Origin of the sequence: Streptococcus sp. HMSC073D05 (assembly GCF_001812015.1) — a bacterium.
Taxonomy (GTDB): domain Bacteria; phylum Bacillota; class Bacilli; order Lactobacillales; family Streptococcaceae; genus Streptococcus; species Streptococcus parasanguinis_D.
In genome coordinates, this window is sequence record NZ_KV807489.1 from 271,965 (window position 1) to 293,580 (window position 21,616).

General features: G+C 42.1%; 22 protein-coding genes, 1 tRNA gene and 1 other RNA gene. 2 read left to right on the top strand and 22 right to left on the bottom strand.

The features are described 5' to 3' along the window. Positions 1–101: 101 nt before the first annotated feature. The 14 genes from HMPREF2832_RS04760 to dnaG form a co-directional block, all read right to left on the bottom strand. Positions 102–929 carry an amino acid ABC transporter substrate-binding protein gene (locus HMPREF2832_RS04760; protein WP_049496532.1) on the bottom strand — a complete coding sequence of 276 codons (828 nt, stop codon included), beginning with the start codon at positions 927–929 and terminating at the stop codon, positions 102–104. A 9-nt stretch (positions 930–938) separates the two neighbouring features. Continuing rightward, a complete protein-coding gene (locus tag HMPREF2832_RS04765; RefSeq protein ID WP_049496535.1) occupies positions 939–1,568 on the bottom strand; it encodes an amino acid ABC transporter ATP-binding protein in 630 nt (209 codons plus the stop codon). Between the two features lie 12 nt (positions 1,569–1,580). Then, positions 1,581–2,222, bottom strand: a complete 642-nt coding sequence (locus HMPREF2832_RS04770) for an amino acid ABC transporter permease (protein ID WP_061455444.1) — start codon at positions 2,220–2,222, stop codon at positions 1,581–1,583. Positions 2,223–2,322: 100 nt separating this feature from the next. Next, positions 2,323–2,883, bottom strand: coding sequence for a signal peptidase I (gene lepB, locus HMPREF2832_RS04775; RefSeq protein WP_049496542.1), 561 nt, complete (start codon positions 2,881–2,883; stop codon positions 2,323–2,325). 165 nt (positions 2,884–3,048) lie between these two features. Continuing rightward, on the bottom strand, positions 3,049–4,554 hold the full coding sequence (pyk, locus tag HMPREF2832_RS04780) for a pyruvate kinase (protein ID WP_013903352.1): 1,506 nt from the start codon (positions 4,552–4,554) through the stop codon (positions 3,049–3,051). A 69-nt stretch (positions 4,555–4,623) separates the two neighbouring features. After that, complete coding sequence (gene pfkA / locus HMPREF2832_RS04785; RefSeq protein WP_021152956.1) at positions 4,624–5,637, bottom strand: 6-phosphofructokinase; 1,014 nt, start codon at positions 5,635–5,637, stop codon at positions 4,624–4,626. A gap of 84 nt (positions 5,638–5,721) precedes the next feature. Further along, on the bottom strand, positions 5,722–8,823 hold the full coding sequence (locus tag HMPREF2832_RS04790) for a DNA polymerase III subunit alpha (protein ID WP_070505751.1): 3,102 nt from the start codon (positions 8,821–8,823) through the stop codon (positions 5,722–5,724). A gap of 83 nt (positions 8,824–8,906) precedes the next feature. Next, a tRNA-Ser gene (locus HMPREF2832_RS04795) sits at positions 8,907–8,994 on the bottom strand. A 10-nt stretch (positions 8,995–9,004) separates the two neighbouring features. Further along, positions 9,005–9,353: a transfer-messenger RNA gene (ssrA, locus tag HMPREF2832_RS04800) on the bottom strand. 103 nt (positions 9,354–9,456) lie between these two features. Beyond that, positions 9,457–10,251 carry a hypothetical protein gene (locus tag HMPREF2832_RS04805; RefSeq protein WP_070505753.1) on the bottom strand — a complete coding sequence of 265 codons (795 nt, stop codon included), beginning with the start codon at positions 10,249–10,251 and terminating at the stop codon, positions 9,457–9,459. A 9-nt stretch (positions 10,252–10,260) separates the two neighbouring features. Next, positions 10,261–10,968 carry an ABC transporter ATP-binding protein gene (locus HMPREF2832_RS04810; protein WP_070505755.1) on the bottom strand — a complete coding sequence of 236 codons (708 nt, stop codon included), beginning with the start codon at positions 10,966–10,968 and terminating at the stop codon, positions 10,261–10,263. A gap of 171 nt (positions 10,969–11,139) precedes the next feature. Next, on the bottom strand, positions 11,140–11,469 hold the full coding sequence (locus HMPREF2832_RS04815; protein ID WP_049486316.1) for a metal-sulfur cluster assembly factor: 330 nt from the start codon (positions 11,467–11,469) through the stop codon (positions 11,140–11,142). A 171-nt stretch (positions 11,470–11,640) separates the two neighbouring features. Next, positions 11,641–12,750, bottom strand: a complete 1,110-nt coding sequence (rpoD, locus tag HMPREF2832_RS04820; protein WP_003003251.1) for an RNA polymerase sigma factor RpoD — start codon at positions 12,748–12,750, stop codon at positions 11,641–11,643. Positions 12,751–12,752: 2 nt separating this feature from the next. Further along, positions 12,753–14,531, bottom strand: a complete 1,779-nt coding sequence (gene dnaG / locus HMPREF2832_RS04825) for a DNA primase (RefSeq protein ID WP_070505758.1) — start codon at positions 14,529–14,531, stop codon at positions 12,753–12,755. A gap of 225 nt (positions 14,532–14,756) precedes the next feature. Here dnaG and mscL point away from each other — a divergent pair, with 225 nt between their 5' ends. Next, on the top strand, positions 14,757–15,137 hold the full coding sequence (gene mscL / locus HMPREF2832_RS04830; RefSeq protein ID WP_070505760.1) for a large conductance mechanosensitive channel protein MscL: 381 nt from the start codon (positions 14,757–14,759) through the stop codon (positions 15,135–15,137). A gap of 101 nt (positions 15,138–15,238) precedes the next feature. Here the strand turns inward: mscL and rpsU are convergent, their stop codons facing one another. Further along, a complete protein-coding gene (gene rpsU, locus HMPREF2832_RS04835; protein WP_000048054.1) occupies positions 15,239–15,415 on the bottom strand; it encodes a 30S ribosomal protein S21 in 177 nt (58 codons plus the stop codon). A gap of 179 nt (positions 15,416–15,594) precedes the next feature. On the opposite strand from rpsU, the gene HMPREF2832_RS04840 reads away from it, so the two are divergent. Next, a complete protein-coding gene (locus HMPREF2832_RS04840) occupies positions 15,595–16,563 on the top strand; it encodes an NAD(P)/FAD-dependent oxidoreductase (protein ID WP_070505763.1) in 969 nt (322 codons plus the stop codon). 22 nt (positions 16,564–16,585) lie between these two features. Here HMPREF2832_RS04840 and whiA read toward each other — a convergent pair whose 3' ends face one another. The 7 genes from whiA to HMPREF2832_RS04870 form a co-directional block, all read right to left on the bottom strand. Then, on the bottom strand, positions 16,586–17,503 hold the full coding sequence (whiA, locus tag HMPREF2832_RS04845; RefSeq protein ID WP_070505765.1) for a DNA-binding protein WhiA: 918 nt from the start codon (positions 17,501–17,503) through the stop codon (positions 16,586–16,588). After that, positions 17,500–18,477: a YvcK family protein gene (locus HMPREF2832_RS04850; RefSeq protein WP_070505766.1), complete on the bottom strand. Its 978-nt coding sequence runs from the start codon at positions 18,475–18,477 to the stop codon at positions 17,500–17,502. The genes whiA and HMPREF2832_RS04850 overlap by 4 nt, the downstream gene beginning before the upstream one ends. Next, positions 18,474–19,364, bottom strand: coding sequence for an RNase adapter RapZ (gene rapZ, locus HMPREF2832_RS04855; RefSeq protein WP_009732574.1), 891 nt, complete (start codon positions 19,362–19,364; stop codon positions 18,474–18,476). The genes HMPREF2832_RS04850 and rapZ overlap by 4 nt, the downstream gene beginning before the upstream one ends. Before the next feature lie 77 nt (positions 19,365–19,441). Next, positions 19,442–19,825, bottom strand: coding sequence for a RidA family protein (locus HMPREF2832_RS04860; protein WP_003006514.1), 384 nt, complete (start codon positions 19,823–19,825; stop codon positions 19,442–19,444). A gap of 18 nt (positions 19,826–19,843) precedes the next feature. Next, entirely contained in the window at positions 19,844–20,008 is a 165-nt protein-coding gene (locus tag HMPREF2832_RS10195; RefSeq protein WP_003006512.1) for a hypothetical protein, read from the bottom strand. Positions 20,009–20,059: 51 nt separating this feature from the next. After that, positions 20,060–21,373, bottom strand: coding sequence for a GTPase ObgE (gene obgE / locus HMPREF2832_RS04865; protein WP_023917726.1), 1,314 nt, complete (start codon positions 21,371–21,373; stop codon positions 20,060–20,062). 33 nt (positions 21,374–21,406) lie between these two features. After that, a complete protein-coding gene (locus HMPREF2832_RS04870) occupies positions 21,407–21,538 on the bottom strand; it encodes a DUF4044 domain-containing protein (RefSeq protein ID WP_003011566.1) in 132 nt (43 codons plus the stop codon). Between the last annotated feature and the right edge of the window lie 78 nt (positions 21,539–21,616).

The window sequence follows — 21,616 nt, forward strand, 5'->3', positions numbered from 1 at the left end:
ACGCTGATTTCATCAGCTTTTACAGCCCTACTCAACTGTGCGGAGGCGGGACAAAGAAATCGAATTCTAACGAATTACCGATTTCTGTCCCCCTCTCTTTTTTACTTGATATCGTCTGTTGCTACATCCGTTCCGAACCACTTCTTAGAGATCTTTTGGAACTGGCCCTTTTGATAGAGTTTTACGAAGGCTTCATCAATTTTTTTCTTCAAGGTTTTATCCGCCTTGCGCACCCCTACCGCAAAGGATTCAGTATCAAAACCTACAGGAAAGACATTGTAATCTTTTAAAATTCCTTCCGTTTGCAAATAATAGTTGGCATAGACACGGTCGATTAGGAGCCCATCGATCCGATCATTCTGAAGATCGATCAGCGCCTCGTTGAAACTCTGGTATTGGGTAGCCTTTTGATTTTTAACCTTATTTTTTAAGATTTTAGGATTAGCTTCAAAATCCATATAGCCAGACGATCCGGTCTGGGCACCTAATCGTTTCTCTTTCATCCCATCGACTGATTGGATCCCAGAGGCTTTCTTAGTGACCAAGACTTGTTCATTTTTCATATAGGGCTTGGTAAAAGCAACACTTTCCCGGCGTTCATCTGTTGCCGAATAGCCATTCCAGATGGCATCAATGGTACCATTTTTCAGTTCCGTCTCTTTCATATCCCAATCAATGGGTTGCCAGTTGACATGAATCCCATAAGATTCAAAGACTTGATTAGCCAAATCAATATCAAAACCAGCGTAGCTCCCATCTTTTTGCTCAAAGCCCATGGGAACGAAAGTATTATCAAAACCAATCGTGATGGACTGCTCTTTTTGGTATTTTTGCCAGTTGTCCACTTTAGGATCACTCACTGTCTGTCCACAGGCAGTCAGAAGAGCGAGACTAAGGACACCTAGCAGCCATGGTATTACTCGTTTCATAGTCTCCTCCTATTTAGGCTCAACCTTGAGAAGAACATCCGCAATTCCTTCTGCAAATGGGATATCATGGGTAACAACGATCTGAGTCATCCCCAGTTCACGGTTTTGCAAGATTAACTTCTCAACTTCTAATCGCAATTCTGGATCTAAGGCCGAAGTCGGCTCATCATAGCCAATAATTTCTGGATCGATCATCATAGCACGAGCCAGTGCCACCCGTTGCTTCTGACCACCAGATAGAGAGAAGGGATAAGCATCCGCATGTTGTTCGAGTCCCAAACGCTCCAGTAAGCTCATGGCTTTTTTACTCGCTTCTTCCTTGGTCACATTCATGGTCTTTATAGGGGACAAGATAAGGTTTTCCATGACCGATAAATGTGGAAATAATTGAAAGTCCTGGAAGACAAAACCGAGAAGATTTCGTTTTTCTAAGGCATCTAGAGGCAAATTTTCACCATTATAGACGATCTGACCAGAATCAATGGTTTCAAGACCAGCTAACATGCGAAGCAAGGTGGTCTTTCCTCCCCCAGAAGGACCAACAATGGCGACAATTTGTTTTTCAGGAACGAGAAGATTGAAATCTGATAAAATCTGCTTATCCCCAAACCGTTTCGAAATTTGTTTTAATTCTAACATATGCTTCTCCTCCTATTTATAATATGAAAACTTCTTTTCAACTCGCTTGGCAATGATGGTCACAATCCCAATGAGGATTAAATAAATAGCTCCCGCTAAAAACATGGGTGCTAGACTGGCATCACGATTGGCCGCCGTCCGACTAGCCAGGATCAAATCACTAATTCCCAGAGCATAGACCAAGGAGGTGTCTTTAATCAAGGACATGACTTCATTGAAGACACTCGGAAGAACGATCTTCACCACCTGAGGCAAAATGATATAGCGAATTGTTTGCCATGAACTCAATTTTAAGACCTTGGCCGCCTCATACTGACCTGTCGGAATGGCGACAATTCCTCCACGGAAGATTTCCGCAAAATAGGCTGCATAATTAAGGGTGAAGGCTGTAATAGCTGCAGGCAACCGATCAATCCGAATCCCAATACTTGGAAGGACGTAATAAATAAAGATCAACTGGAGCAATAGAGGGGTCCCTCGCATGATCCAGATATAAATCGTTAGGAGTCCATGCAGGATCTTTGAGCGCAATTGAAGCAAAAAGGCAACGACGATTCCAAGTGGAATCGATAAAATCAATACGAAAGCAAACACTTGCAAAGTGAGGCTTGCTCCCTTTAACAAACTTGGTAAAATTTCCAAAGCATACTGCATAGCATTCTCCTCCTAAAAAATTATTTAATGAACATCTTACCACAAAAATGGGAAAAAAACTAGTTCATCATGATATTTATAAAAAAAAATAGCCTTTCGGCTATTCTTCTACTTTTATAAATCCAAATTTTTTGAGAGGATAGAGACGCAGATTCACGACTCCTTCGATCTGATTTTTATGGATATAACCAAACTCACGACTATCTTCTGTATCTCCACGGTTATCATTTAAGACTAGATAAGTATCGGATGGTACACGACCAGCCTTAGTCCCTTTTAACTCTGATAAGAAGAAATCGTCCGTATAATATCCATTACTCGTTGGAGCAGCTAGATGTTTGTTCAGCATTTTATTTAGGTAAGGTTCTGGTGTTGCCTGTCCATTCAAATAGAGGACGTCATCTACGTAGCTGACTTCATCGTTTTCTTTGGCAATGACACGTCCAAGGTATTCTTTTCCACCGACCTTGTATAAGACCAAATCACTGCGATCTACCTGAGCATTTCTAGTCGCTACCACAAGATCTCCAGTTTTCACAGAAGCATTGGCCATCTTATCATTGATACTAAATGGATGAAATACAAAGATTCGAAGCAAAATCAGTGCCAAAACCAGTACACCGACAATGATGACATTTCTAATTAAATCTCTCCTTGGCATGTATGTCTCCCTTCCTTTTCATTTATTATACCATGTTTTTGATCTTTAAAAAAGAGAAAGTAAGCATTAGTGAGAATTCTTATCAACACACACCAGAAGAAAAAGAAAAACCTCGCGGTCAGTCCTTTCGGACCAACCAGCAAGGTTTTCAGATATAATTGTCTATTAACGTACTGTACGGATACGCATTGTGTTTGTACGAACAGCTTCTCCAACTGGTACACCAGCAACGATAACGATATCATCACCAGATTTAACAAGGCCAGCTTCAACTGCTTTACGTTCAGCAATTTCGAACATATCATCAGTTGAAGAAGGAGCATCTGTCAACATTGGGATAACACCCCAGTTCAACATCAATCCACGTTCAGTCAATTCGTCAAATGTCAATGCCAAGATATCAGCATCTGGACGGTATTTAGAGATCAAACGTGCAGTGTGACCTGTCTTAGTCAATGTTACAACCAATTTGATATCCATTGAGTTTGTAGCATCTTTAACAGCTGAAGCCATAACTTCTGTCTTAGAATTACGTTCGAATGAAGCTGGGTTCAAACGACCATATTCTTTCAAAAGTGTTTGAGCGTTCATGTCGATTTTCGCCATTGTAGCTACAGATTCAAGTGGGTATTTACCGTTTGCAGATTCACCTGAAAGCATTGTAGCATCAGTACCATCGATAACAGCGTTGAAGACGTCAGATACTTCAGAACGAGTTGCACGTGGTTTTTCAGTCATTGTTTCAAGCATGTTTGTTGCAGTGATAACAACTTTACCAGCAGCATTTACTTTAGAAGTAATCATTTTTTGGTAAACTGGAACCATTTCGAATGGTACTTCGATACCCATGTCACCACGAGCGATCATGATACCATCAGTAACTTCGATGATTTCATCCAAGTTTTCAATACCTTGTTGGTTTTCGATTTTCGCAAACAATTGAACGTGGCTGTTACCAGTTTCTTCACAGATAGCACGAACTTCTTGAACGTCTTTTGCAGTACGTACGAATGAGATCGCGATGAAGTTGATACCTTGTTCCAAACCAAAGCGGATATCGTCGTTATCGCGTTCAGCAAGTGCTGGGAAAGGAATCTTAGTGTTAGGGATGTTTACACCTTTTTGTTTAGCGATGATACCATCGTTTTCAACTTCAACAACAAATTCACGTTTTGCAGCGTCTTTTTCTACAACGCGAAGACCCAATTTACCATCATCAACCAATACTTGGTGTCCAACTTCAACGTCATCAAAGATGTCAAGCGCACCAGCAACGTTCAAAGCAATCACTTCACGAGTTGATTTGATGCCTTGTTTTGTAGCAACGCGGATACGTTCACCAGTCTTGTATGAATATTCTTTAGCTTCGCCTTCGAACAATTCAGTACGGATTTCAGGACCTTTTGTATCAAGAAGGTAACCAACTTTTTTACCAGCGATTTCTTCTGCACGTTTAACAGTCGCCATACGTTCACCTTGTTCTTGGTGGTCACCGTGTGAGAAGTTGAAACGGAAAGTGTTAGCGCCAGCTTCGATCAATTTAGCAATGTTTTGTGCTGAAGCTTCAACGTCAAGTTTTTCAGCCCAGTATCCATCTTCACCGAATTTTTTACCACCACGGATTTCTACCGCAGGACCTAAAGTTGCAACGATTTTTACACGTTTGTTCATGATATATATGACTCCTTTTTAAATATATCTGTCTTTTTAAGACAAGGTTAACAAATTTATGAAATAAAATTAGATTGAAGACAAGCTACGGTTCAACTCGGCAAGACCAAGATCAGCTTTATGTGGATTGTTTACCACAATCTTACCATCTTCTGTCAAGCTAAAGAGGGCTCCTTCTTCTGCTTTACCAAGGATTGGGTTTTCCACCATTTTTTCATTGCGGATACCAACGGCTACACCACCGATTCCTTGTTTCAACAATTTAACTGCGTGTGCTCCCATACGTGAAGCAAGAACACGGTCACGCGCAGTCGGTGAACCACCACGTTGGATGTGGCCAAGCTCAGTCACACGAAGGTCACTTTCATCACCAGCTTCTTTCAACGCTTTACCAAATTCATCTGCAGACATCACGCCTTCAGCCAAGATGATGATGTTGTGGGTACGACCTTTTGCGTAACCTTCTTTGATGCTCTCAACAACATCTTCGATCTTGAATCCTTCTTCAGGGATGATGATTTCATCTGCACCAGATGCAATCCCTGCCCAAAGAGCGATATCTCCAGCGTTACGTCCCATCACTTCGATAACGAAAGTACGGTGGTGACTAGAAGAAGTATCACGGATCTTATCGATCGCGTCCATTGCAGTTGTGACTGCCGTATCAAAACCAATTGTAAAGTCAGTTCCGACGATATCGTTGTCGATCGTACCAGGAAGACCCACAGCTGGGAATCCAAGCTCAGTCAAGCGCATCGCACCATGGTAAGAACCATCTCCACCAATAACGACAACACCTTCGATCCCGTGTTTCTTCAATTGCTCGATCCCTTTTAATTGACCTTCGCGTTGTGCGAATTCAGGGTAACGAGCTGAATGAAGGAAGGTACCACCACGGGAAATAATATCTCCAACAGATGAGGCGTCAAGGGGCTGAATTTTACCAGCAACCATTCCCGCATATCCATCATAGATACCGAAAACTTCCATTCCTTCTGAAATTGCTTGACGAACAACTGCACGGATGGCAGCGTTCATACCAGGGGCATCTCCACCACTAGTTAAAACAGCAATACGTTTCATTTCGTTGTTTGCTCCTTTTTTTCTTTTACATTCTACGTAATTATAACACAAAGAAGACTAAAATTCTCGTATTTTTCGCAGTTTTTACCGATAAATCGTTTTCATAACGAGATTCTTTAGTTCATCTTCCAATTCTTTGTTTTTCTGGACTGTATAGCCCTTCAATTGAAGAGTTTTTTTCTCGTCTTCATAGCGTAATATCACAGGATATGGGCCCGGATATTTTTTCAAGATAGAAAGAATCGTTTTATCCTGACGATGATCGAGCAACTGGATCCAGAACTTTTCATTGGTCGCTAGTTGTGCCTCTGCTAGAATCATCTGCAAGCGCCCATCACGCTCTTGTATCTTCCCTGTCAAGTAATAAAAGCCACCTTCTTTTATCAAGGAGGAAAATCGATTGTAGGTTTCAGGGAAAAGGGTCACATCCAATTTTTTCTTGGTATCACTGACTTGTAAGAAAGCCATGAGATCACCCGACTTGGTTCGAATGGTTCTGATGTTTTGTACCTCAATGAGAATGCGTGCCTGCTCTCCTTGTATGAGTTGAGAAATTGGTTGGATCTCGTAGGGACTCGTTTGCCCAATCGCAACCAATGGGTGAGTACTGAGCCCGACGCCAATAATGGCCTCTTCCTTCTCATATTTTTCAGCCTGGCTAAAGTCCTCCGCTTCTGTCCAGGAATAGTTAGAATCTGCAAATAAACTACCTAGCTCATCAGCAAATACAAACAAATTCGGCAAATTGTGAAGCACCTTGCGCCTATTTTTTTCAAAAATATCAAACAATCCAAGCTCCACTAAAGGTGTTAACAGAGGTAATTTATGATACTGATTGGGGAGTCGTAAAATGAAATCTTCGACACTTTCAAAGGGACGATTGTCAATGATCCAATACGCTAAATCTCTCGGGAGTCCCTTGATATTTTTCATTCCCAAGTAGATTTTTCGATCCTGGAACTTATCTCTGTAAGGGATGGTGTTGATGGATAATGGCGCGACTTTAAAATCAAACTGAAGAGCATCTGCCAGATAATCGCTGCTCGAATAATTGAGCATGACATCAAAGAAAACATCTGGATAATGGACCTTGAAATAGGCCATCTGAAAAGCCAAGGCAGAATAGGCATAGGCATGGGAACGGTTAAACCCATATCCTGCGAATTTTTCCATGATTGCAAAGACTTCTTTGGCTTTTTCTTCCGTATGACCAAGTTTAAGAGCACCTGAGACAAAATCGTCTTCCATCTGATGCATTTCAGCTGCATTTTTTTTGCCCATAGCCCGACGTAAAATATCGGCTTTCCCCAGGCTAAAGCCTGCAAAACGCTGGGCAACCTGCATGACCTGCTCTTGATAGAGCATGATCCCATAAGTGGGCCTTAAGATTTCTTCGATAGCTGGATCCAGAATGTCAACTTTTTCCTGGCCGTGCTTTCTTTTGACGAAATTATCAATGTAATCACTAGCTCCTGGACGATTGAGAGAGGTGGTCGCTACCACTTCTTCGAAATGATTGGGTCTCACACGTCTCAAGAGGCGAATGGCTCCAGCCTGTTCAAATTGGAAAATCCCCTTGGTATCCCCAGCAGCAAACAAGGCCAAGGTTTCTGGATCTTCTAAATCAATGGCTTCAATCACGATCTCTTCTTGGTACTTTTCATAGACCGCTTCCTTCATTTTCTGAACGAAGGTTAAATTTCGCAGACCCAAAAAGTCCATCTTCAACAGACCATTGGCTTCAACCGCATGGGCATCATACTGGGTGACAAACATGTCTTCTCCATACTTGAGAGGAATGTGATCCGTCAAATCCTGGTCACTCATCACAACCCCAGCTGCGTGGATCGATGTCTGTCTTGGTTGGCCTTCTATTCTTTTGGCAATTTCAAAGCCACGCTCAAATTCTGCTCGGCTATGAATCACTTGTCGAAAAGCTAGATTCTGTTCATAAGCAGTCGTCAGTGTATCCCTAAAGCCAATCCGCTTGGTAATGGAGGTCAATTCATACTCTGGGACCCCAAAACGTTTGAAGACATCTCGAATGGCTTGTTTGGCTCCAAATGTTGAAAAGGTCACGATCTGAGCTGCATGGTAACTCCCGTAACGGTCTCGCACATAGCGGATAAATTCTGGACGATAGATATCAGGAATATCAATATCAATATCCGGCATGGTGTAGCGCTCCACATTTAAAAAGCGCTCAAAGAGGAGGTTCTTCTCCACAGGATCAATCCCTGTAATCCCTAGGGAATAGGCTACCAGTGAGCCTACAGCAGACCCACGTCCCATTCCCATATAATAGCCTTGACTCCGTCCGAAACGAAGAAGGTCCCAGACAATTAAGAAATAATCATCAAAGCCCATCTGGTGAATAATGTCTAATTCATGCTCCAGACGTTCTTGATAGACCGGACTGGTCAAGTTCTTTCGAAGGAGACCCGCTTGAGCTAATTCTCTCAGTTCCTCAACAGCTGGTTTCTGGGGATTGAAGCGAGGCAATTTCAACTGGGTGTCAATATCATATTGAATCCCTTGGACTAGTTTTTCCAGATTTGTGATGGCTTGAGGAAATCGCTCTGCAAAATCATTCTTTAAATTCTGAGGAGTTTTTAGGACTGTTGTAGGATCAATTGACCCTGTTTCTGTCAAGCTTTGATTGTCCTTGATGGCTGCCAGCATCTGCATGGCTTCCACATCTTCCACCTCAAAGAAACGCACAGTATGAAGAGGGAGCACAGGGTGGCTAAACTCTTGGACCGGCGTATCCACAAAAACTCCGATGAAGTAATCTAGACCAAGTGGCAAGTCTCCACTAGCAAAAGGCGCTGGGACAATGACTGCTACTCCTTCTGTTAGGTGTTTCACATCTTCCCAATTATTTTTCCCCATCATTTTGACGGTCGACATCTTCATCAGATTCTGGTAGCCCTTCGTTGACAAGGCCATCATCCGAAACGGAATTGTTTCATTGTCTACTTCTAGTTCAATTTCTAAACCGACCAAGGGACTGAGCTTGTGGGCCTGACAGGCTTCGATAAATTCATAAGCACCATACAAATTATCTACATCCATGATTCCCAATGCGCCATAACCCATGCTTTTAGCCACTTGGACATAGTCTTTTATGCTCACAAGGCTTTCCATAAAGGTATAGACTGTTTTGGTATCTAGCTGTGCAATCACTTTTTCTCCTCCCTCACTTGTCTATTTTTGGGACTCTTTTTTGTACAAAAAAACACCACTGCTACACAATGATGTCTCAACAACGGAAGACATGGGATTCGAACCCACGCACGCTTTTACACGCCTACCGCGTTTCCAACACGGCCTCTTAAGCCTCTTGAGTAATCTTCCATGAATAAAAATATGGAGCCGGTGGGAGTCGAACCCACGTCCAAACACCTGCCAGCATATTTGTCTACAACCATAGGTTATGTTTTATTTTAACAGCTACACGACACATAACTCAAGCCCTGTACCTGCGAGTCTATCAATCTCTTATCTAACTCCTAGACAAAGCTAGATCGTATCTCGCTAAAATTAAGACCTGTCATCAAACACGAGCGATTCGAATCGGGTCACGCCTGCTGGTGTTTAGGCAGCTAAAGCGTAAGAATTATTATTTTTTGCAGTTATATTTAACTGGCGTTTTACATCCGCTAGATGAGTTGCAAAATATGCCTCATAATGCCTGTCGAATCCGTAACGACCCCAAAACGAATACAATTAGTATATCAAAATGTAGCCAAAAATGCAAAAGAAAAAAATTGAACAAGAAGGCTTCCACTGGGAAGCTTCTTGCTCAATTTACTGTTATTATTGAAGATTCAACTTGTACTTGCTGATATAGTGAATCGTGAAGTACATAGAAACAATTTTGATGACTTCATAGATGAGGCCTGGGATGAAGTTAGGTCCAAAATCATCAATATTTCCATAAACCAATGCAGACCCGACAGCATATGAATCTTTTAATGGATTGAATGCTGTACCGATGATACTTAAAACAATGCACAAGAGAAAGAAAAACAGAATAGCCTTAAATCCACGACGATTTTGGAAGAGTTGGCCAAGTGCGATCGATACATAAAATAGGAAGATCCCTGAAGCTGTGGTAAAAATCCACCAAACGATAATCCAATAAGCAATAGAATGACTAAAAGCCTCAGCGATAATACCAAATACAGGAGAGAGGTCTTGTCCAATGACAGCGCCCATCACAATAATTGTGATAAAACCACTCAAAAATAGAAGGAATAGGCAGTAAAGACTCGCTACTAAAGCTCCCACAAATTTAGACAAAATAATCGCATGTGGGCTAGCTGGAAGGGTCCAGGTCAAGTAACCTTCACGTCCGTATAAGTTGGAATAAAAACGACGGATAATAATATAGTAGTTACTAAGATAAAGACCAATGACTCCTCCAAAAATGAGAATCCCAAGAGTCCCCGTCATGATTTGCATACTATTGGTTTCCATATTCACAAAACCGTTTGTAGCACTTCCACCAATAACACCTGTAATCACTGACAAACCTAGTGCGATCAAAGTAATCAACAGATACCATTTACTTGTTGACTTAAATTCGTATTTTAATAATTTACCAAACATGGGTTCCTCCTAATAAACACGGAATTGATCACGGAAGATTTCATCGATAGATTTTCCGTGTTGATTGCGCAAAACAGTCGTATTTTCATGCAAGAGGATTCTTCCTTGGTTGATGAAAATAGCTTCATCCAAAACTTGCTCAATATCCGCAATCAAGTGAGTAGAAATCAAGACAGAAGAGTTTGGACGTCTGTTTTGAATAATGGTCCGCAAAATATAATCACGCGCCGCTGGATCAACCCCACCGATTGGTTCATCAAGAACATACAAGTCAGCTTCACGGCTCATCACCAAAATCAATTGCACTTTTTCCTTGTTCCCTTTTGAAAGGCTGTTCAATTTTTGATTTGGCTGCAAATGCAAATCGTTGAGCAATTGGTAAGCTCGTTGGACATTAAAATCTGCATAAAAATCTTGGAAATAGTTAATAGCATCAATAATTTTCATATTTTCATTCAGATAAGTTGTATCTGGCAAATAGGAAACCACTTTTTTAGAAGCTGGGGATGGTAATTGCCCATGAATATAGATATTTCCAAGGCTTGGTTGCAACAAACCATTAATCAATTTAATGATGGTTGTTTTCCCGCTACCATTGGGACCCAAAAGGCCAATAATACGGCCAGGTTGGATGTTCAAACTAACATCCATGAGAGCAACTTCATGCCCATAATTCTTTGTCACATGGTCCAAGTAGACCAAAGGATACTGATTCATGTAAATCTCCTTTATTTTCTATTTATGCTATTATACCTTGTCCCCTTGATGATTGCAACTTTATCTGAAAATTTGCTAAGAATTTGTAAATGCTTGTTCAAAAAAATAGGGATAAATAAATCAGAGGTTAGGGAAACCCCAACCTCTGATTTGTTTTGATGCATAGAATGTTTAACTGATTCCAAGTGCGATCCGTGCATAACGGCTCATCTTTTCAACCGTCCAAGCAGGGTACCAGACCAACTTCACATCCACTGATGTCACTTCTTCTACTTCTGCTAAAACATCATGAATCTGATCTGTCAGAAGATCCGCTAATGGACACCCCATGGTCGTTAGGGTCATATCAATGACGGTTGCTCCAGTTTCACCGTCAAAATGGATCTCGTAGACAAGACCTAAATTGACAATATCAATCCCAAGCTCAGGATCGATTACCTCTTCCAAAGCATTTAAGATTTTATTTTTAATTTCTTCAATTTGCTCAGTTGTATATGCCATATGACTTCCTTTTTCTGCTATTTACTTTCGATAAAATTTTTTGGCTCGAGTTAAAAAGATCCGCAGGACCTGGGCCACTCTCTTATTTTGGGGCGACCGTTAAAAAGGTCCACTGGACATTCCTCGCTTTTGAATTTCTTGGCTCGGGTTAAAAAGGTCCCCCGGACCTTTTTAATCCTCTATAAAGTCACGCAATGGTTTGCTTCTGCTTGGATGGCGGAGTTTGCGGAGGGCTTTGGCTTCGATCTGACGGATCCGTTCACGGGTCACGTTGAAGACTTTCCCCACATCTTCCAAGGTCCGCATTTTTCCATCATCGAGACCAAAACGAAGACGCAAAACATTTTCTTCCCGGTCTGTCAGGGTATCGAGGACTTCATCCAATTGTTCACGTAGAACCACACGAGTGGTGTAGTCTACTGGATTTTCAATCACTTCGTCTTCGATGAAATCACCCAAATGGCTATCGTCTTCTTCCCCGATTGGAGTTTCAAGAGAAACAGGCTCTTGAGCAATCTTCAAGATTTCACGCACCTTGTCTGGTGTCATATCCATGCGTTCAGCGATTTGTTCAGGTGTTGGGTCTTGTCCCAATTCTTGCAAGAGATTGCGTTGTTCACGAACCAACTTGTTAATGGTTTCCACCATGTGAACAGGAATCCGAATGGTACGCGCTTGGTCTGCAATGGCACGAGTGATGGCCTGACGAATCCACCAAGTAGCATAAGTAGAAAACTTGAACCCTTTGGTATAGTCAAACTTATCAACCGCCTTCATCAAGCCCATGTTTCCTTCTTGGATCAAATCCAAAAATTGCATTCCACGACCAACGTAACGTTTCGCAATGGATACAACCAAACGAAGGTTGGCTTCTGCTAGACGTTGCTTAGCTTCCAAATCACCTTGTTCCACTAAGATAGCCAATTCTTGTTCTTCTTCATTGGTCAAAAGAGGAACAACCCCAATTTCTTTCAAGTACATCCGTACTGGGTCATTGACCTTAGCAGAGTTGCTTCCAAGCAATTCCTCATCTGACAACTCTGGCTCTTCCTCATTGTTCAGCACACGCGCACTCGGGTTGCCGTCTTTATCAGTGATCGAAATCCCTGCATCTTGAATGCGTTGCAAAAGGTCTTCAATCCCATCTGCATCTAGCGTGAATGGAATAACCAATTGGTCATTAATTTCATCATCTGTTGCAGTTCCGCTTTTCTTGTGGCTGCGAATAAATTCTGCAATTTGAACGTCCAATGTTGTAATATCTTTTTGTTCTTTAGCCATTCTTACTCCATTCTTCTTTTTTGAGCGATTAGACGCTCGAGTTCCAATAAAGCTTTTTCCGCATCCCCTATTGAGGAAGCTTCCTTCACTTTATTTCCAATTTGTTGACTTTCTTTTCGAAGAAGTTCACGATTCCGCGTCGCTTCTACTTCTTCTAACTCACCATCTGCTATCTCTTCTGGTAAATTTTCTTCTAACATGCGGTACCAGGCGTGCTGAACCCCTTCAGGCTGCTCGGATAGATCCTGAGAGGTGACTTCTCCATTTTGACAGAGCAATTGATACAAGATCTGTAACTCCGGCGTGTCAAAGGCAAAATCAGGTCGCAAACGGTAATCATTGAGGACCATTGGAAAATCCTTCATCCTACTTAATAAATGATTTTCCGCCTTGATCAAGCGCGTCATCCCACGATTCGGCAAGAGCTCCACTGAAAAATTCGACGTTTTTGATCGTCCACCACTTTGACCCTCCTGCCGTTGTTGCAAACGACTATTATTGACAATCTGTTCAATCTGCAAGTAATCAAAGTCCGGCAATAAATCGGCCAGCTTATAAATATAAGTGTTTTGCGCTGTAATAGAGCGCGTCTGGGCGATAATCGGTGCCAACTTTTCGACAAACTCAATTTGCGCTTGCAAGTTTTCGATATACTGGGGTTTCCAGTAGTGCATCAAGAATTCAACCTTACTGATCCGAGAATTCTTCAAGAGGGTAGCTAGATCTTCTGGAGACGTCTTTTTGAGGTACTCATCAGGGTCCATCTGATCTGGGATACGGACGATCTCCAACTCTAGATCCTGCAAGATATCCAAGGCCTTAGCTGTTGCTTCAAGTCCTGCCTTATCCCCATCATAGGTCAAGATGACCTTTTTAGTAAAATGAGACAGGTGCTGGACGTGCTCTGGTGTCAAGGCTGTCCCCATAGAGGCGACTGCATTTTCTATCCCAGCCCGATAAGCCGCAATGACATCCATAAAGCCTTCCATGATATACATTTCATGTTGCTTTTTGGCGCTCGTCTTGGCTTGATCCAAATGATAGAGTTCATAACTTTTATTAAATAGACGGGTACTACGACTATTCTTGTACTTAGCTTGATGACTGCCATCATCCGTCAGTTTCCAGAGCCTACCAGAAAAAGCAATGACACGTCCACTATCATCCGTCAAGGGAAACATGATCCGATCCTGAAAGGCATCAAAAACCGTTCCAGCATCTGAAATTGTAAACAAACCCGAATCGGTAATCACTTTCTCAGAGAATTTCTCAGAGAGATTGCGATAGAGGTAATTTCCTTCTGCTGGTGCTAAGCCCAATTGAAAATGTCGGATCACTTCATCGGTCAGACCACGTTCATGCAGATAGTGTCGCGCTTCTTCCCCCATCTTAGTCGTCATCAAAATCGCCTGATAAAACTTACTAGCTTCCTGATGAATCTCATAAAGTTCTTGGTTTGGATTGACAGACGCTGGTTGAGCCGGCCTTGCCTGGTACTGAAGCGCAATGCCAGCCTTTTCCGCTACGATCTGGACCGCATCCATGAAGGCGACTCCACGGTAGTCTTCAATAAACTTAAAGACATCTCCAGAGCGACCACATCCGAAACAATGGTAAAACTGCTTGTCTTCAACGACATTAAAGGAAGGAGTCTTTTCGCCATGAAAAGGACAGAGGCCTAAAAAGTTACGGCCAGCCTTGGTCAAAGAAACAACTTCTCCAATGACTTCAACAATGTTTACACTGTTTTTAATTTCTGCAATCAGCTCCTTATCAACCATAAACAGTGCCTCCATTTTACCATAGACTATCACTTTATATTTTATACTAAAAGTTAGTAAAAGTAAATTTTTTCCTACCGATTTCACACAGAAAAGAAAAGAAAAGAAAAGATTTTCAACCTTTATCACTAATTTTTAAAAAATTAGGCATATTTCTTGTCAGCCGATTTATTTTCCGTTATACTGTCATAGTAAAAAATTATTATGAAAGGACATATATAGGATATGTTAAAAGAATTGAAAGCTTTCCTCCTTCGTGGAAACGTTGTTGACCTTGCTGTTGCAGTGATTATTGGTGCTGCATTTGGAGCCATCGTTACATCATTTGTAAACGACATCATCGCTCCGCTTATTTTGAACCCAGCTTTGAAAGCTGCTGGTGTTGAAAAGATTGCTGAGTTGACTTGGAACGGTGTTGCATATGGTAGCTTCTTGAGCGCTGTAATCAACTTCCTTGTTATCGGTACTGTTCTTTTCTTCGTAGTGAAAGCTGCTGAAAAAGCTCAAAACTTCGGTAAAAAAGAAGAAGCTGTCGAAGAAGAAGCTCCAGCTCCTACTCAAGAAGAGTTGCTTGCTGAAATCCGCGACTTGCTTGCAAACAAATAATCAGATAAAAAGATCCGATCTTCTAGCTGGAAGGTCGGTTTTTTTGTCTTTGATGGATGAGAAAAAACAAAAAACAGACCGAAGTCTGTTTCTGTATTCAATTAGAATTTTTTACGTTTACGAGCTGCTTCTGATTTACGTTTACGTTTTACAGAAGGTTTTTCATAGAATTCACGTTTGCGTGTTTCTTGAAGAGTACCAGCTTTAGTAACCGCACGTTTGAAACGACGAAGAGCATCGTCAAGAGATTCATTCTTACGTACTACTGTTTTTGACATATTTTTCACTCCCTTCAAGCCTAAAATCTTAATCATTTTATCACATTTTAAAGGTGCTGTCAAGATCTTTTGAAACTTTTCTAGCCTTCCTAGCCTTTATGCCATTTCTTTTTTATGACTTTTTCAATCCTCCTATTTTATGATACAATGGAAACAAAGAAAACCCTGAAGGAGATACCATGTCAGAAATTTATGATATTACGATTGTTGGGGGCGGACCAGTTGGTCTGTTTGCTGCTTTTTATGGCAATATGCGCCAAGTTAAAGTCAAACTGATTGATTCCTTACCTCAACTTGGAGGGCAACCAGCCATTCTCTATCCAGAAAAAAGTATCCTCGATGTACCCGGATTTACCAATTTAACAGGTGAAGAATTGAGCAACCGCTTGATCGAGCAAGTCAAACGGTTTGATACGCCGATCTTCCTCAATGAAACTGTAGAGGATATTCAAAAAGAGGGTGACCTCTTCACTATCACTACTTCTCGCCAGGTTCATCAGTCTAAAGCAGTCATCATTGCCATGGGTGGCGGGGCCTTCAAGCCACGCGCTCTTGATATCGAGGGAGCTGAAGACTTTGACAACGTCCACTACCATGTTTCAAACATCCAGCAATATGAAGGACAGCAAGTGACCGTCCTTGGTGGTGGGGACTCTGCTGTGGACTGGGCTCTTGCTTTTGACAAGATTGCTCCAACTACAATCATTCACCGTCGGGACAACTTCCGTGCCTTGGAACATAGCGTTGAAGAACTCAAACAATCTTCTGTCAGCATCAAAACACCATTTGTTCCTAGCCGCTTGATTGGCGAAAATGGTCATGCCACTCATCTTGAAATCACAAAAGTTAAAGCTGATGAAACCGAACTTATCCCGATTGATCACTTATTTGTCAACTATGGCTTTAAATCTTCAATCGGAAACTTGAAAGAATGGGGTGTAGAATTGCAACGCCATAAAATCAAGGTGAACCAAAAACAAGAAACCAGCCTTCCTGGAATTTATGCCTGTGGAGACTGCTGCTTCTACGAAGGAAAGATTGATCTCATCGCTACAGGTCTGGGGGAAGCTCCAACAGCCGTGAACAATGCCATCAACTACATCTATCCAGATAAGAAAGTCCAACCAACGCACTCAACTAGTTTATAATAAAAAAGGCCTTTGGCCTTTTTTATTTGTCTAAATCGTCTGCGATCTTATTGATCTTACGCAAGCGGTGGTTAACGCCGCTTTTTGAAATAGGTTGTTGCAAGCTATCTGCGATCTGCTGGATGGAATAATCTGGATGATTCATCCGGATATAGGCAACTTCTTGCAGGTCACTTGGTAAACTTCCTAGACCGACCGTATCCACAATTTTACTAATATTATTAATGGTTTTCATGCTAGCAGTAACCGTGCGCTGGATATTGGCCATCTCGGCATTATTGGCTCGATTGAGGTCATTGCGCGTCTCTCTCATGACCTTGATGGCCTCAAATTCCTGCATGGCTTGCATGGCCTCTACTACAATGAGAAAATCAATAATATCTTCCGCTCGTTGCAGATAGGTCAACACTCCTTTTTTCCGCTCGATGGTTTTGGCATCTAGTAAAAATCCTTGCATGAGAAGGGCAATTCCTTCCGCGTGGTCTGTGTAAATAGAATGAATTTCCAACTGGTACTTCCCTTTTTCAGGATCCTTGATGGAACCACTCGACAGAAAGGCCCCCCGAAGATAAGCACGACTAGCTGCTTCATCTTCTAAAACACTAGCATCAATACCTGTTTCAATCCCAAAGAAGGCATCTGCCAAATGTAAGTCAGCTAGAATCTCTTCCACCTTTTCATCCAAGAATACTGTGTAGACACGATTTTTTTTCAAATTGGTTTTTTGGTGGTGGCGAATATCCGATTTAGCCTCATAAAAATGATGCAACAATTCATAGATATGGCGTGCGATCTTGGCATTTTCTGTCGTTACCGAGAGCGTCAAGCCCCCCATTGAAATCCCAAGACTTCCAGACATCTTGATAATGGCAGCCAATTCACTCTTTTCAAATCGCTTGAGAGACAATAATTCTTCTTTGACCCGAACCGTAAAACTCATTTTCTCACCTGCACGATCTGCATCAACTCTTCGACTACTTTTTCGCCATCATGAAAGGCTCCTCCATTGACCAGCTTTAAGAAATCAGAAGAAATCACTTGGGGAACTTGCAAGTGCAGTCCCTTGAAATCGTGCTCTACCTGCACCAAGTATTCATCAAATTTGTTACTGTTCATGTAAGCTGCGGGAACCTGATTGATATTGACAAGGACTGTATCAATGAACTTCTCTCCCAAATGTTTATGGAGAACGGCAACGTGGTCACTGTCTGTGAAATGTTCGGTTTCTCCTCTTTGGGTCATGATGTTACACACATAGGCTACCTGAGCCTTGGTTTCAAGGATGGCTTTCCCAATTTCATCGATCATCAAATTTGGAAGGATCGAGGTAAAGAGCGAACCAGGACCTAAGACGACCATATCACTTTCAAGAATAGCTTCCACCACTTTCTTACTAGCTTTTGGACGCTCTTGATCAAAGGTATTGGTCACATAGACATGATCAATCATGCCGGTGTAGTTGGCAATATGGCTTTCTCCTACCACTTCTTTTCCATCTTGAAAGACGGCATGAAGGGTCAAAGGACTATCACTGGAAGGATAGATCTTGCCGGTCGTATGAAAGAACTTGGTTAACAACTGCATGGCATTATAGGTCGAACCTTGCATCTCTGAAATCCCTGCAATGATCAAGTTTCCCAAAGGGTGTCCGGCCAAAGGGCCATCATCGTCAGCAAAGCGGTATTGAAAGACCTTCTCATAAAAACGAGGCATATCTGACATGGCAACCAGCACATTTCGAAGATCCCCAGGTGGTGTCAATTTTTGGATGTTCTTCCGCAATTCACCTGAACTCCCGCCATCATCTGCAACGGTTACAATTGCAGTGATATCGACCGGTTTCTTTCTCAGACTATCGAGAATAACAGAAATCCCTGTTCCTCCTCCAATAACGGTTACTTTAGGTTTTCTCATGAGCGATTCACCGTTTCTTTCCGTCTGTCCTTGTCTCTATGACTGCAATTGACCTGCCAATTTTTTTCTAAATCATGCGCTAATCGCTCTGCAAAGGCTACTGAACGGTGTTGCCCTCCAGTACAGCCCATGGCGATGGTGAGAACGGATTTACCTTCTCGTTTATAAGACGGTAAAATAGGTACGATCAAGTCATGGAGATGACGGTAAAAGTCCTCTGATTCAGGGTGATCCATGACATAATCATAAACAGCTGGATCTTGACCTGTTAAATTACGAAGTTCTAACTTGTAGTAGGGATTGGGAAGAAAACGCACGTCAAAGACGAGGTCAGCATCGATCGGAAGGCCATATTTAAACCCAAATGACATGACCTCAACCCGAAAATCTGGCTGATTATCTTGACTGGCAAATTGTTCTGCGATAGTTTTTCTCAGATTACGAGGCGTCAACTCAGTCGTATCTACTACATTTTGACTGATATTTTTTAAAGGGGACAAGAGTTCGCGCTCTAGAGTAATCCCATCTAAGACACGGCCATCTGCCGCTAGTGGGTGGCTGCGACGGGTTTCCTTGTATCGTGCTACCAACTCACTATCAGTGGCATCCAAGAACAAGACCTTGAAATCGAGGTCTTCTTGGTTGTCCAATTCATCCAAAATGGTGCGAATTTCATTGAAAAAAGAACGGCTCCGCATGTCCACAACAACGGCTAATTTATTGTTATCGGGACTGTGGCGCATGAGCTCAATAAATTTCAGCAAGAGCGCCGGTGGCATATTATCGATGGTAAAGTAACCCAAATCCTCAAACGATTGGATGGCGACGGTCTTGCCCGCACCGCTCATCCCTGTTACCATGACCAGTTGAATCTTACTTTCTGTCATTTTCTCCTCCCATAAATAAAACAGAGTGGCCTACAGTTTCCTGCTCTCCACTCTGTCTTTTTGTCTTTGAATGGTTATTAGGCTTTGATTTCCGCAATAACTTCAATTTCAACCTTCACATCACGTGGCAGGCGTGCTACTTCAACAGCAGATCGAGCTGGAAACTCTGTAGTAAAGACTGTTTTATAGACCTCATTAAAAGGTACAAAGTCATTCATATCACTTAAGAAACAAGTAGTTTTCACCACGTGGTCAAAGTCTGTCCCAGCCTCTTCCAAAATAGCCCCAATGTTCTTTAAGACTTGTTCTGTTTGTTCTTGGATGGTTTCGCCAATGATTTCGCCTGTTTCAGGTGACAAGGGAACTTGTCCGCTTGCGAAGAGAAGATTCCCTACGATTTTCCCTTGAACATAAGGTCCAATTGCTGCGGGTGCTTTATCTGTATGAATTGTTTTTGCCATAGTATTCTCCAAGTCTATTTACTTCTGCTGGTTTTCTTTTGCTAATTTTTCCCTTTGTAAGCGCAATTTGCGCTTAGGATTTAGCGTATTAAAGAGTTCTTCTAGTTTTTCAGCATTCCAAACATCGGCTGCTGAAACAAAATTTCCATTTTCATCTCGAAAAGATATTGGTTTATCTCCCACTGAAAAAGCCTCACTTCTTATTTGGAATCCTTGATCCGCTGGGGATCTATCCTAATCTACAAACTCAAATTCAAATTTACCGATCCGGACGATATCGCCATCTTTTGCCCCACGCGCACGGAGAGCTTCATCAACACCCATGCCACGCAATTGACGAGCAAATTTCATGACCGCTTCATCACGATCGAAATTCGTCATATTAAAGAGTTTTTCAAGTTTTTCACCAGACAAGACCCAAGCGGCATCGTCATCCCGACTGATGTCAAAGGCTGGCTGGTCTTCATCAAAGCCATAGTAGACTTCTTCTTGGGCCATTTCGTCTTCTGAATACAAGAGGAATTCTGGCGTTTTGTCTAACAATTCTGCCGTTGCTTCTAACAAGTTGTCCAAACCTTGATGCGCCAAACTAGAGATCGGGAAGATCTGTGGCAGTTCATCAAACTCATCGTAATTGGCTGCCAATTTCTTCTTGAACTCTTTCAAGTTTTCTTGGCTCTCTGGCATATCCATCTTATTTGCCACAATAATCTGAGGCCGCTCCATCAAACGAAGATTATAGGTTTCAAGCTCTTTATTAATTTGAACATAGTCTTCATAAGGGTCGCGTCCTTCGCTCGCCGACATATCAATAACATGCAAGATAACACGGGTGCGCTCGATGTGACGAAGGAACTGGGTTCCTAGTCCAACACCTTGGCTAGCTCCTTCGATCAATCCAGGAAGGTCTGCGACTGCAAAGGATTCACCTGATGGCGTCCGAACCATGCCCAAATTTGGAACGATAGTAGTGAAATGATAAGCTCCAATCTTTGGTTTGGCTGAAGTGATGACACTAAGAAGGGTAGATTTCCCAACAGAAGGGAAGCCAACCAAACCAACGTCTGCCAAGACCTTGAGTTCTAATTCGAGTTCGCGTTCCTGACCAGGTTCCCCATTCTCAGAAATTTCTGGAGCTGGATTCTTTGGAGTAGCAAAACGAATATTTCCACGTCCTCCACGGCCACCGTGTGCGACAATGTACTCTTGTCCATTTTCAACTAGGTCTGTAATGACCTTGCCAGTCTCAGCATCTCGGACGGTCGTTCCTTGAGGGACTCGTACATAGAGATCTTCTGCTCCCCGTCCGTGCATCCCTTTTGTCATTCCTTTTTCCCCATTTTGGGCTTTGAAATGACGGTTATAACGGAAGTCCATCAGAGTGCGCAAACCTTCGTCTACTACGAAGATGACGTTTCCTCCACGACCTCCATCACCACCCCAAGGTCCGCCATTAGGGACATATTTTTCACGGCGAAAGGCCACCATGCCATCGCCGCCATTTCCAGCCTTGACCTTAATCTTGGCTGTATCTAAAAACATACTCATAAATAGATGATTTCCTTTATTTCTGTGTGCGTCTTAATAAGAAAGAGCACCAATTGCGGTTGCAAAGATTGCACCAACCGTTACAATCAACATAATCACAATGACAACCATCGTGATCATTTCAAATGGTGTTTTTTTACGTTTTCCGTTATCTCCAAAAGCCACTTCTAATACCTCGATTACTATAAATTCATTAGCCCTATTTTACCACGAAATAGGGGATTTTTCAAATCGCGCCTACAC